12 protein-coding genes are annotated in these 11,892 nt (G+C 61.9%); 7 read left to right on the top strand and 5 right to left on the bottom strand.

Annotated elements, in window-relative coordinates; translation table 11 throughout:
• Nucleotides 1-45: 45 nt before the first annotated feature.
• Both IG629_RS11450 and IG629_RS11445 read right to left on the bottom strand, forming a co-directional pair.
• Nucleotides 46-1,092 (bottom strand): glycosyltransferase family 4 protein, encoded by a 1,047-nt coding sequence (locus IG629_RS11450; RefSeq protein ID WP_193172079.1) that lies wholly within the window; start codon nucleotides 1,090-1,092, stop codon nucleotides 46-48.
• A 13-nt stretch (nucleotides 1,093-1,105) separates the two neighbouring features.
• Entirely contained in the window at nucleotides 1,106-1,876 is a 771-nt protein-coding gene (locus tag IG629_RS11445) for a UDP-2,3-diacylglucosamine diphosphatase (protein WP_028465975.1), read from the bottom strand.
• Nucleotides 1,877-2,104: 228 nt separating this feature from the next.
• On the opposite strand from IG629_RS11445, the gene IG629_RS11440 reads away from it, so the two are divergent.
• Nucleotides 2,105-3,088 carry a diacylglycerol/lipid kinase family protein gene (locus tag IG629_RS11440; RefSeq protein WP_193172078.1) on the top strand — a complete coding sequence of 328 codons (984 nt, stop codon included), beginning with the start codon at nucleotides 2,105-2,107 and terminating at the stop codon, nucleotides 3,086-3,088.
• A 28-nt stretch (nucleotides 3,089-3,116) separates the two neighbouring features.
• Here the strand turns inward: IG629_RS11440 and IG629_RS11435 are convergent, their stop codons facing one another.
• Both IG629_RS11435 and IG629_RS11430 read right to left on the bottom strand, forming a co-directional pair.
• Nucleotides 3,117-3,602 (bottom strand): YHS domain-containing (seleno)protein, encoded by a 486-nt coding sequence (locus tag IG629_RS11435; protein ID WP_193172077.1) that lies wholly within the window; start codon nucleotides 3,600-3,602, stop codon nucleotides 3,117-3,119.
• A 104-nt stretch (nucleotides 3,603-3,706) separates the two neighbouring features.
• Nucleotides 3,707-5,053, bottom strand: coding sequence for a TldD/PmbA family protein (locus IG629_RS11430; protein WP_193172076.1), 1,347 nt, complete (start codon nucleotides 5,051-5,053; stop codon nucleotides 3,707-3,709).
• Between the two features lie 188 nt (nucleotides 5,054-5,241).
• Between IG629_RS11430 and IG629_RS11425 the strand changes: the two genes are divergently transcribed.
• Nucleotides 5,242-5,796 carry a hypothetical protein gene (locus IG629_RS11425; RefSeq protein ID WP_193172075.1) on the top strand — a complete coding sequence of 185 codons (555 nt, stop codon included), beginning with the start codon at nucleotides 5,242-5,244 and terminating at the stop codon, nucleotides 5,794-5,796.
• A gap of 9 nt (nucleotides 5,797-5,805) precedes the next feature.
• On the opposite strand, the gene IG629_RS11420 is transcribed toward IG629_RS11425, so the two are convergent.
• Nucleotides 5,806-7,314, bottom strand: a complete 1,509-nt coding sequence (locus tag IG629_RS11420) for a UbiD family decarboxylase (protein WP_193172074.1) — start codon at nucleotides 7,312-7,314, stop codon at nucleotides 5,806-5,808.
• 187 nt (nucleotides 7,315-7,501) lie between these two features.
• Here IG629_RS11420 and IG629_RS11415 point away from each other — a divergent pair, with 187 nt between their 5' ends.
• From IG629_RS11415 to glyS, 5 genes are all read left to right on the top strand, one after another.
• Nucleotides 7,502-7,876 carry a DUF4170 domain-containing protein gene (locus IG629_RS11415; RefSeq protein WP_193172073.1) on the top strand — a complete coding sequence of 125 codons (375 nt, stop codon included), beginning with the start codon at nucleotides 7,502-7,504 and terminating at the stop codon, nucleotides 7,874-7,876.
• Nucleotides 7,877-7,881: 5 nt separating this feature from the next.
• Nucleotides 7,882-8,295 (top strand): hypothetical protein, encoded by a 414-nt coding sequence (locus tag IG629_RS11410; RefSeq protein WP_193172072.1) that lies wholly within the window; start codon nucleotides 7,882-7,884, stop codon nucleotides 8,293-8,295.
• 42 nt (nucleotides 8,296-8,337) lie between these two features.
• Nucleotides 8,338-8,763, top strand: a complete 426-nt coding sequence (locus IG629_RS11405; protein WP_193172071.1) for a hypothetical protein — start codon at nucleotides 8,338-8,340, stop codon at nucleotides 8,761-8,763.
• Nucleotides 8,764-8,902: 139 nt separating this feature from the next.
• Nucleotides 8,903-9,829, top strand: a complete 927-nt coding sequence (locus IG629_RS11400) for a glycine--tRNA ligase subunit alpha (protein ID WP_193172070.1) — start codon at nucleotides 8,903-8,905, stop codon at nucleotides 9,827-9,829.
• The gene (glyS, locus tag IG629_RS11395) at nucleotides 9,822-11,888 is read left to right on the top strand and encodes a glycine--tRNA ligase subunit beta (protein WP_193172069.1); all 2,067 of its coding nucleotides are present in this window, start codon (nucleotides 9,822-9,824) and stop codon (nucleotides 11,886-11,888) included. Before IG629_RS11400 ends, glyS begins: the two co-directional genes overlap by 8 nt.
• The last annotated feature ends 4 nt before the right edge of the window (nucleotides 11,889-11,892 follow it).

Here is an 11,892-nt window from a genome sequence, read left to right as displayed (position 1 = left end):
TACTAGGGCACCGTTGCCGGGCCAAGTTCTTATTAGCGTAAAGCGTCAGGCGACTTTGACGGACCGTGCTCCGAAACGGCCGAAAGCGGCGTCGGAATCGAAGGGAGCCAGATTGCTGAAGAACTGCTCCGCGCAGGCCTGCCAGCTGTAGCCGAGCGCATAATTCCGGCAGTCTTCCGGAGACAGTGCAAGTGCCGCCTTGGCCGCCGCGCCAAGGTCCTCCGACAGCACGCCAACCTTCTCTGACGCAATGACATCCAGCGGGCCGGGAACCGGGAAAGCTGCGACCGGCACACCCGACGCGAGGGCTTCCAGCATCACGAGGCCGAATGTATCGGTCCGGCTCGGGAAGACGAAGACATCGGCCGCCGCGTAATGCCGGGCCAGCTCCTCACCCTTCTTGGCACCAACGAAGATGGTGTCCGGAAAGCGCTTTTTCAGCATGTTCATGTCAGGGCCGTCGCCGACGACCACCTTGCTGCCTGGCAGGTCCAGCTCAAGGAAGGCCGGAAGATTCTTTTCCACTGCCACCCGGCCGACGAACATGAAAACCGGCCTCGGCGCGTCGATGGCGTCCTTGGCCTGGGGACGGAACAACTCCGTGTCGACGCCCCGGCTCCAGTCCTTGATGTTGTCAAAGCCGCGTGCCTCAAGATCGGCGCGGATGGATTTGGTGGCGACCATCACGCCGGCGGATTTGCCATGAAAATGGCGCATGACCTTGTAAGTCCAGGACACGGGCACGCCGAGGCGTGGCTCGACATATTCCGGGAACCTCGTGTGGTAGGCGGTGGTGAACGGCAGCTTGTTGCGGACGCAATAGCGCCGCGCCGTCATGCCCAGCGGCCCCTCGGTAGCGATATGGATGGCATCCGGGCGGGCCGCCTCGATCATTGCCGGGACCCGGAAGAAGGGCCAGCAGGCAAGCCGGATTTCAGGGTAGGTCGGACACGGGATCGTCGTGAACTGGTCCGGCGTGATGGTGTCGACCTCGTGGCCCATTGCCTTAAGCTCGCCGATCACCGTGTTCAGGGTTCGGACAACGCCATTTACCTGAGGGAACCAGGCGTCGGAAACGAGAAGGATTTTCATGGGGCTTACCGCCTCAGGCGAAGGTGAGTTGTCTCACTTCGGCCCAGTTGAGGATTTCCATACGGCCGTCCGCATGCTCGACAAGCGCCGTGCAGCTTTCCACCCAGTCACCGTCGTTGCAGTAGGTGACGTCACCGATCTGCTTCATCTCGGCCTTGTGGATGTGGCCGCAGATAATGCCGTCGACGCCCCGTTTCGAAGCCTCGTCGGCCAGTGCATGCTCGAAATTGCCGATGAACTCGACCGCGCGCTTCGCCTTGTTCTTCAGGTAGGCGGAGAGCGACCAGTAGGGATAGCCGAGGAAGCGGCGGATCTGGTTGAAATGGGTATTGAGCGTGAGGGCGAGGTTGTAGGCACCGTCGCCGACCAGCGCGAGCCACTTGTTGTACTTCACCACCACGTCGTACTGGTCGCCGTGCAGGATCAGGAAGCGGCGGCCGTCCCGGGTGACATGGATATGCTCGTCCCGGACCTCGATCTGCCCGAAGTTCTCGCCGAGGAATCCGCGGAACATTTCGTCGTGGTTGCCCGGAAGGAACATAACCTTGGTGCCTTTGCGCGCCTTGCGCAGCAGCTTCTGCAGCACGTCGTTATGGCTCTGCTTCCAGGACCAGGAGCGCTTCATGCGCCAGATATCGATGATATCGCCGACCAGATAGAGATAATCGGATTCCGTATGCTTCAGAAAATCGAGAAGGTATTCGGCCTGGCACCCCTTGGTCCCAAGATGAATGTCGGAAATCCAGATTGCCCGGTAACGGTCAATACCCTTCTGGCTGTTCATTTACCGTCATCCCGTCTCTGAAAACTTACCGGATCTTGAATGAAAACCGCTTTTGGCCAATGTGTGTTGTGCGCTCTATTATGAATCACCCCATATTTTGTAAAATGAACTTTGTATGACTTCATGAATTCGTAACAAAAAAACGATTTATATTTATCGAGAGCAGCGGCCGCTTAATAAAACTGTCATCTTTTTTTGCTGCGAAAAATCCGCGAGCGGGAGTTTCACTTGGATCAAATCACCGGCGATTCGGTCCGGGTGAAGGCAAGCGATCCGCTGGTGTCCGATGCCGGAGATGACCGGAACCATGTGGTTGTGATCTACAATCCAAAGGCGGGACAACGGCGCTATCCGCTTTTCTCATCCGTCATCGAGCGGCTGAAGGCGCATGGCGTCGATGTCACGATTCTGGAGACCGGAGCGCGGGGCGATGCCGAAGCCTTTGCCCGCCACGCCCGGCAGCACAGTTTGATGAAAGCGGAAAACGCACCGGACGCGGTGGTTGCCGCTGGCGGGGACGGAACCATCAACGAGGTGGTGAACGGGATGAGCGGCGGGGATTTGCCGCTGGCCATCCTGCCGCTCGGCACGGCGAACGTGCTGGCCGCCGAGATTGGCCTGAAAGTGAAGGCCGAGGCGATCGCCGATACGATCTGGCGCGGTCCGGTCATCGATGCTCATACAGGCGATGTGAACGGCCACCGATTTACCTTGATGGCCGGGGCCGGTCTCGATGCGGATGTGGTGGCCAATGTGAACACACGGGTGAAAGCCCGGCTCGGCAAGGGCGCCTATGTGCTGACCACTCTGTCGGAGTTGGCATCCTACAAGCCGCATTATTACCGGGTGGCGATCAACGGCCACACCTACAAGGCGGCCTCGGTCGTGGTCGCGAAAGCCCATTATTATGGCGGAACATTCATCTGCGCGCCCGACGCCAGGCTGGATGCGGACATCCTGCATGTCTGCCTGTTCGAACGGGCCGGGCGCTGGAACGCGGTGCGCTATGCGGCGAACATGATGATGGGCCGGCTTCCATCGACGGCCGGCTACCGGATCGTCCAGACCCGGTCGGTGTCGATCTGGGCCGAGGAGGGAGCCTATAGCGGCGACCCTGTGCAGGCGGACGGGGACATCGTGACCAATCTCCCCGCCAGTATTTCCCTGCCGTCGCAACCGCTCAAGCTGGTGGTGCCCAGAGCCGGTGTTTAGACGAGCCGGTGCTTAGACGAGCCGGTGCTTAGCGGTCGCTAAGCTCCGACCAGTTCTCTTCCGCCTGGCGTATATAGCCGTCAGGGTTCCGGTGCCAGAGTTCCTGCACCCGCTCGTTGCGGCTGAGATAGAGGCGGCCGTCGATGATGTCGAAGACCGTCGGGTCCGCGCCATACAGCTTGCCCTTGGAGAGGGCGAACGTGCTGTAGCCGCCGAACTGCGGCAGATAGCGCTTCGGATCCTGCAGGAACTGGGCGCGATTGTCGGCGTTCGCGAAGAGGAACCGCACACCGTCGTAATCCACGGCATGCGCTTTGTCTCCATGGACCGCGGCATAGTCGGTAAAATAGGCAACAGGATCATACCCGCCAATGGCAAGGCCCTGGTGTGCGCTGATTGTCGGATCGACCATTTTCATTTCGGTCGCGTCTGTTGGGTCGCGGGACACGGCGGCAGCCAGTCCAACCGCGACAAGCACAAGGAACAGGCGCGACAAGCCACGTTTGCAGCTCATCTTCGGACTCCATAGGAAATTTCTCGATTGCGCCTCATCTGGGGAGGCGCAATCAGGATTGCCAGAGTTTTCGAGTCACGAATTAGTGAAAGATTTCGAAAGGCCTATGCTTTCGATCCGGCAAGGGTAAGGCCGTCGACGCGAAGGGTCGGTGCGTCGGTGCCGTACTTGAATGTCAGATCGTTCGCCGGCGTCAGATTCTTGAAGATCTCCGTGAGGTGTCCGGCCACGGTGATTTCGGAGACCGGATATGCCAGCTCGCCGTTCTCGATCCAGTATCCGCCCGCGCCCCGGCTGTAGTCGCCGGTCACGGTGCTGACGCTGGAGCCCATCATGTCGGTGATGTAGAGACCGGTGCCAACCGATTTGATCAGGTCCTCGGGGCTTGTATCGCCCGGCTCCAGATAAAGGTTCGTGACTGACGGGCTCGGCGGTCCGCCGACGCCGCGTGAGGCGTGCCCGTTGCTCTCAAGGCCAAGCTGCCGGGCCGTCGACAGATCGAGAATCCAGGAGGCGAGACGGCCATCCTCGACGATCATCTGCTTTTCGGTCGGCAGGCCCTCGGCATCGAACGGTCGGGAGCGGAAGCCCCTGTCGCGCAGCGGGTCGTCGACGATGCGGATACTATCGGCGAAGACCTGCTCGCCCATCTTGTCTTTCAGAAAGCTCGTGCCCCGCGCGATGGAAACACCGTTGATAGCGGAGGAAAGATGGCCCAGAAGCGAGCGGCTGACCCGTGGATCGAAGATCACCGGAACGCGCTGGGAGGCGGGGCGCTTCGGGTTCAGGCGGCGGATCGTCCGCTCGCCCGCCCGGCGGCCGATTTCAGCGGCATCCTCGAGATCGGCGAAGAAGACCTTGGCGGTATAATCGTAATCCCGCTCCATGCCCTGGCCTTCGCCGGCAAGCATCACGGCGGAGACGGAGAAGCTGGAGCGCTGATACTGGCCGGAAAACCCGTTGCTCGCGGCGAACGCGACCTCGGTCGTGCTCCAGCCGGCATCGCCGCCTTCCGAATTGGTGATGCCCTTTACCGCGAGGCCGGCTTCTTCCGCGGAAGCGGCGAGATCTGTCAGGGCTTCGGCGGTGGGCTCATAGGGATCGAACATCTCGATCTCTGGGCTGGCACCCGCGATCTGGGACGGATCGGCGATCCCGGCAAAGGGGTCTTCCGGTGCAACCTTCGCCATGGCGACCGCCCGTTCGACAAGTTCGTCGAGAGCGTCGGGCCTTGTATCGGAGCCGGAGACCGAAGCTTGCTGTTTTCCGATCAGAACGCGCAGACCAATATCGTTGCCTTCGGCGCGTTCGACCGCTTCCGGCTTGCCCAGGCGCTGGGAGACGGAAAGCGAGCGCCCGGTAAGATAAATGGCGTCCACCGTTTCGGCACCGGCCTTTCGGGCTTTGGCGATCAGGCTGTCCAGCAGGTCTAGTCCGCCGATATCTGACATGTCTTTTCCGTCTCCGTCACAGAACCGATTGAGACATAGGGCGGATCGGCGGCGCACGCAACCGAGGGCGGCCCAGTTCTGCGGTTTGGAGGTCCGGGATTGCGGTTCGAATGTGGCGAAACACGTCCTGTTCCCGTCAAAGCCGGTCGCTAAACCATGCTCACCCCACTGTTGAGAAGGAGGAACCGATGAAACGGATTCTCACAGCTTTTGCCGTCTCTGCCATGCTGATCCCGGCCGCTGCCGGACCGGCCGCCGCCCAGATGTTCCAGCTCTATGACGGCGTTGCCGCCGTCCGCAACCAGGCAGATGCCCGTGACGGGTTCGAGCACAGCCTTGCCGCCGAATACCGCCGCTTCGCGCTTTATGAGGCGGACGATATGGCGGACTGGATCGATGCCGAGCATTTTGCCGAAAAGACCCTCGCATCCGCCCGGGGCGAAACCGTGCCGCCGGAGGATCTCGCCGATTGGCAACTCGGCGAGGCTCAGCGTCCGGCACTGCAATCGTCCCGGGACCGGTTGATTTCCGCCTTTGACCGGGATTCCCGGATTCTGGCGCCGCATGCCTCTGCCCGTGCCCAGGCCCAGTTCGACTGCTGGGTCGAGCAGGCGGAGGAAGGGCACCAAACAGACGATATCGCCGCCTGCCGCACCGGCTTCCTAAACGCCATGCTTGAAGTCGACGCGGCGCTGGACGCCTGGGACAATGCGCGGATCGAGCGGGACTATCCGGCGAAGTAGAGTGCCGGACTATTTCCAGATCGGTTTGCCGCTGCCCGGCAGTCCGAGCGAGGACCATTTCCGGTCGACCAGATCGATGATGTCCTGGTCCATCCGGATTTCCTCGCCCCATTCCCGCTTGGTCTCGGGTGGCCATTTGTTGGTGGCGTCGAGACCGATCTTGCCGCCGAGACCGGATTCCGGGCTGGCGAAATCGAGATAGTCGATCGGCGTGTTCTCGATCATCGTCACGTCCCGGACCGGGTCCATCCGGGTCGAGATTGCCCACATGACATCCTTCCAGTCGCGGGCGTTGATGTCGTCGTCAACGATGATCAGCCATTTCGTGTACATGAACTGCCTGAGATAGGACCATGCGCCCATCATCACCCGCTTGGCATGGCCCGGATAAGCCTTCTTCATGGAGATGACCGCGATCCGGTAGGAGCAGCCTTCCGGCGGCAGCCAGAAATCCACGATCTCTGGGAATTGCTGCTGGATCAGCGGGATGAAGACCTCGTTCAATCCCTCGCCGAGCACCGACGGCTCGTCCGGTGGGCGGCCGGTGAAGGTGGTCAGGTAAATCGGGTCGCGCCGCATGGTAATGGCGGAGACGTTGAAGACCGGGAACTTCTCGACCGAATTGTAGTAGCCGGTGTGGTCGCCATAGGGACCCTCGTCGCCATACTCTTCGAGTGAGACATAGCCTTCGATGACGATTTCGGCTTCGGCAGGCACCTTCAGCGGCACCGTCTTGCAATCGACCAGATCGACCTTCTTGCCGCGCAGGAGCCCCGCGAACTGGTACTCGCTGAGTGTATCCGGCACCGGCGTCACGGCGGCGAGGATCGTGCCCGGGTCGGCGCCGATCACCACGGCAGCGGGCAGCGGCTCCGGCTTCTCGTTCTTCCAGCGCTGATAATGCTGGGCGCCGCCGCGATGTTTCAGCCAGCGCATCAGGGTCTTGTTCTTGCCCAGCACCTGCATGCGGTAGATGCCGAGATTGAAATCGTCTTCCTTGCGCTTGCCAGGCCCTTTCGTGACCACCAGCGGCCAGGTGATCAGTGGCGCGGGCTCACCCGGCCAGCAGCTCTGGATCGGCAGGCGGGAGAGATCGATGTCGTCTCCTTCCATGATCACATCCTGGCAGGGACCGTAGCCGACCGTGCGCGGCTTCATCGCCATCACGGTTTTCAGCAGCGGCAACATGTCCAGCGCTTCTCGCCATCCGCCTGGCGGTTCCGGCTGGCGGAGGAAGGCCAGGGTCTCGCCCACCTCGCGGAGCTGGTCCGGCTCCCGGTCCATACCCCAGGCGACCCGTTCCACCGTGCCGAACAGATTGGCCAGCGCGGGCATGCCGTACTTTTCCCCGTCCGGTCCGACGACATTCTCGAACAGCACCGCCGGGCCACCCTCAGCCAGCAAGCGAGTCTGGATCTCCGTCATCTCCAGAACCGGCGAGACCGGCTCGCTGACCCGGACGAGGCGCCCCTTGCTTTCAAGCTGGGCCATGAAGTCGCGCAGGGAAGAAAAGGGCATGAAAGCACTCCGTCGGTTCGATGCGTCCTGCAGACGCGTGGTCAGATATAACCGGGAGGCAGGGCCGCGACCAGCGGCGAGCGTCGGAGAGTCCAGCGGGCACGCGTCGGGAGTATGGTGCACTGCGATTGATAGCGCTGGCCTGTCGCGGTATACCGGACTCACAAATATGGCACGGAGTTTTGTCATGGCCTTTTGGGTAATCGGCGGCGAGTACACGGACACTTCCTTCACGCATATCAAAGGCGGTGACGCAGAGACCAAGATCGGTCCTTTCCCGGACTATGAAACGGCGAAATCCGTTTGGGGAAAGCTGGCCTGGGAGCATGTGGACGACGCCCACACCCGCTACCGGATCTGGGACGATGGCTCGGAGCAGTTCTGGGTTGTCGGCGGAACCTACAAGTCGACGGATTTCAGCGAGACGGTGGATGGCTCTCCCGAGAACCGGGTCGGGCCTTTCACATCCTACGAGGACGCGAAGGCCGAATGGCAGAAACGGGCCTGGGAAAGCGTCGATGACGCGCATACCCGTTACCGTATCGAAAAAGTCAGCGGGTAACGCACGTGCCCGATTATGCCCCGCACGGTAATTACGAGATCTGGCTGGATCCGGACCAGGACCGGGTGATCCGTGTTGCGGCGTCCGGCTTCGTCAATCTTGAGATGCTGCGCCTCCACAACGGGCGTACCAATGAGATTGTGGAAGGCTTCAGAGGCAGCCCTTACGCCATGGTCTGCAACTTCAATGGCGGCATGATGATGACCCCCGAGGCCGAGGACGCCTGGATTACGAGCGCCGTCGGCCGGGTCGCCCGCGGATGGGCCGGTGTTGCCTTTTATTTCGATAACGAGGCCGAGTTCAAAACTCTGGTGCGCGCGCAGGTAACGCGGGTTCTCGATGCCATCGGGGTGCAGTGGCACGAGGCGGCCGACGATGATGCGGCGATGGTCTGGGCGCTTGACCGGCTGAAGTCCTGATGCCGGCTCTCATGCCGGTGGAGTGTTGGAGAACTGCTTATCGTGCCTTTATTCGCGCCACATGGTGAGTACAGTCTCGAGCTGGACGGCAACATCATCAAGAATTCCGCACTCGGCGCCGCTAACCAGGAAACAATCGAGGATTACGTAAAGGAACTCGCGCTCCTGATCGGCCAGTTTTCCGGCGCTCCCTTCGCCATCTATTCGGATTACGATCCCGCTGTGATCCTGACCCATGATGCTGTCGCGCGTCTCAAGGAGAGTATTGCCGAGCGCTGCAGGCATGGAATGTGCGCGGCGGCACTTAATCTTTCTCGCTCGTCACACCGCCTGATCACCAGCGCGCAGATCGGCGGTCTCTATGAAGAAGCGGGCGTCCCGTGGCGAGAGTTCGACAGCTATGAGGCGGCCAAACCGTGGCTTGAGGCCCGGATTGAAGAAGCTCGGAAAGCCAGCGGACAAAACTGACGGACGTGTCGTTCGCGAACCCGGGCCGAAGGCCGATTCGTTCCGTCGATTTGTCCCATGGAATCACCGCTTGCCCGGGCCATGACCGTTCCATTACGTTGCCGCACTGCAAAACTTTCGAGCAAGCGAGCCATACCCGATGTCGAGTTCGGCCGAATCCGCGCCGCGGACGGATTTTCAGTCTCTCATTCTCACCTTGCAGAGCTATTGGGCGAGCAAGGGATGCGTGATCCTGCAGCCTTATGACATGGAAGTCGGCGCGGGTACGTTCCACCCGGCGACGACCCTGCGTTCGCTCGGTCCGGACGATATCTGGAAGGCGGCCTACGTCCAGCCTTCGCGCCGTCCGACGGATGGCCGTTATGGCGAGAACCCGAACCGGCTGCAGCACTATTACCAGTTCCAGGCGCTGATCAAACCTTCTCCGGCGGACAGCCAGGAGCTTTATCTCGGCTCCCTGAAAGCCATCGGCCTCGACCCGATGAAGCACGATATCCGCTTTGTCGAGGATGACTGGGAAAGCCCGACGCTGGGCGCCTGGGGGCTTGGCTGGGAGATCTGGTGCGACGGTATGGAAATCTCCCAGTACACCTACTTCCAGCAGGTCGGCGGCATCGATTGCGATCCGGTTCCGCTGGAGCTGACCTACGGGCTGGAGCGTATCGCGACCTACATCCAGGGCGTCGATTCGATCTTCGAGCTCGACTGGGACGGCGTGCCGAAGGAAGAGGGCGGCAAGACCTACGCCGATATCTTCCAGCAGGCCGAGCGTGAATTCTCCACCTGGAACTTCGAGATCGCCGGAACGGATGCCCTGTTCCAGCACTTCAAGGACGCCGAAGCCGAGTGCGAACGCATTCTCTCCGACGAGCGGCCGTTGCCGCTGCCGGCATATGACCAGTGCATGAAGGCCAGCCATACCTTCAACCTTCTGGATGCGCGCGGGGTGATCAGCGTGACCGAACGGCAGGCCTATATCGGCCGGGTGCGGGCGCTGGCAAAGCGCTGTTGCGAGCGGTGGGTCGAGGCCGGTAAGGCCGAGAGCACGGAGGCGACCAATGTCTGAGTTGCTCGTCGAACTCTTCAGTGAGGAAATTCCGGCCCGCATGCAGAAGAAGGCGGCGGACGACCTGCTGTCCCTGCTGACCCAGAAGCTGAAGAAAGCCGGTCTCGAATTCAGCTCCGCCACCGCGCATGTCACGCCGCGCCGCCTGATCGCCGTGATCGACGGTCTGCCGGACAAGCAGCCGGATACCAGCGAGGAACGCCGTGGCCCGAAAGCCGATGCGCCGGAGAAAGCCCTCGCGGGTTTCCTCGGGTCCGTCGGCCTGACGCTGGACCAGTGCGAGAAGCGGGAAACGCCGAAAGGCACGTTCCTCTATGCCGTGGTCGAAACCAAGGGCGCGGAAACCCGTGCCGTGCTGCCGGGCATTCTTGCCGAGGCGGTGAAGGAACTGGCCTGGCCGAAAAGCATGCGCTGGGGCCGTCACGCCTTCCGCTGGGTGCGCCCGATGCATGGTGTGCTGGCGGTGTTCGGCGGTGAGACGCTGGATGGTGCTGTCGATCTCGGCGGCGGCGCGCTGACTTTCACGAACCAGACGCGCGGGCACCGTTTCCTCGCGCCCGATGCTATTACGGTCAGCGATTTCGCGGATTATCAGGCGAAGCTGCGTGCGGCTTTCGTCATTATCGACCGGGAAGAGCGCAAGCGCATCATCGAGGAAGGCGCGGCCGCGCTCGCCAAGGCCGAGAATTTGACGGTGAAGCCGGATCAGGGTCTGCTGGAAGAGGTTTGCGGGCTGGTCGAATGGCCGGTGCCGATCATGGGCCGGATCGACGATGCCTTCATGGACGTGCCGGCGGAAGCGCTGGTGACTTCCATGCGCAGCCACCAGAAATATTTCTCCGCCGAGCATGCCGACGGCACCCTTGCCAGCCGCTTTATCACCGTCTCCAACATGGCGGCGGACCCGGAGCGGGATGCGACCATCCGGGCCGGGAACGAGAAGGTTCTGCGGGCCCGCCTGTCGGACGCAAAATTCTTCTGGGATCAGGACCGGGCGGTGAAGCTGGAAAGCCGGACAGGCAAACTGTCCGATATCCTGTTCTACCAGAAGCTTGGCACTGTCGCCGACAAGGCCGGGCGGCTGGAAGCGCTGGCGGAATGGCTCGCGGCGTATGTGCCGGGTGCCGATGCCGGCAAGGCGAAGCGCGCGGCGACGCTCTGCAAGGCGGACCTTGTCACCGAAATGGTTGGCGAGTTTCCGGAGCTGCAGGGCATCATGGGCCGCTATTACGCATTGCATGATGGCGAGGCGCCGGAAGTGGCCGATGCCATCGCCGATCATTACGCGCCGCAGGGGCCGAACGACCGGTGCCCGACCGCGCCTGAGAGCATCGCTGTCGCGCTCGCGGACAAGCTGGATACGCTTGCCGGGTTCTTTGCCATCGATGAAAAACCAACCGGCTCCAAGGATCCGTTCGCCCTGCGCCGTGCAGCGCTCGGGGTCATCCGTCTGATCGTCGAGAACAAGCTGCGGCTGCCGCTGGGCGATGCTTTTACGAAGGCTGCCGGGCTCTATCCGGGGCTTGGTGCGCCGGATGGTCTTCTCGATTTCTTTGCGGACCGTCTGAAGGTCCATTTGCGCGAAGGCGGTGTGCGGCACGATCTGGTGTCCGCAGTATTCGCGCTTGGCGGCGAGGACGATCTGGTCCGCCTGCTTGCCCGGGTCACTGCGCTGCAGTCCGTGCTTTCCACCGATGACGGCGCCAACCTTCTGGCGGGCGTTCGCCGGGCGGGCAACATTGTGCGGGCGGAGGAAAAGAAGGACGGCGCGACCCATGACGGCGCCACCGACGAAGCTCTGCTTGCGCAGGACGAGGAGAAGGCGCTTTCACAAGCCCTGATTGTGGCCGAAGATGGAGCCGACAAGGCGCTTGCCGGTGAGGATTTCGAAGCGGCCATGGCGGCTCTCGCAGGGCTGCGCGGACCGGTCGATGCCTTCTTCGACAAGGTGACGGTCAATGTCGATGATCCGGCGGTGCGCCGGAACCGCCTTGCGCTGTTGGCGCGGGTTGGGTCGGCTGCGCACAGGATCGCGGATTTCTCGAAGATAGAGGCCTGACGGC

Origin of the sequence: Nisaea nitritireducens (assembly GCF_014904795.1) — a bacterium.
Taxonomy (GTDB): domain Bacteria; phylum Pseudomonadota; class Alphaproteobacteria; order Thalassobaculales; family Thalassobaculaceae; genus Nisaea; species Nisaea nitritireducens.
This window is presented reverse-complemented; position numbering and strand designations above follow the sequence as displayed.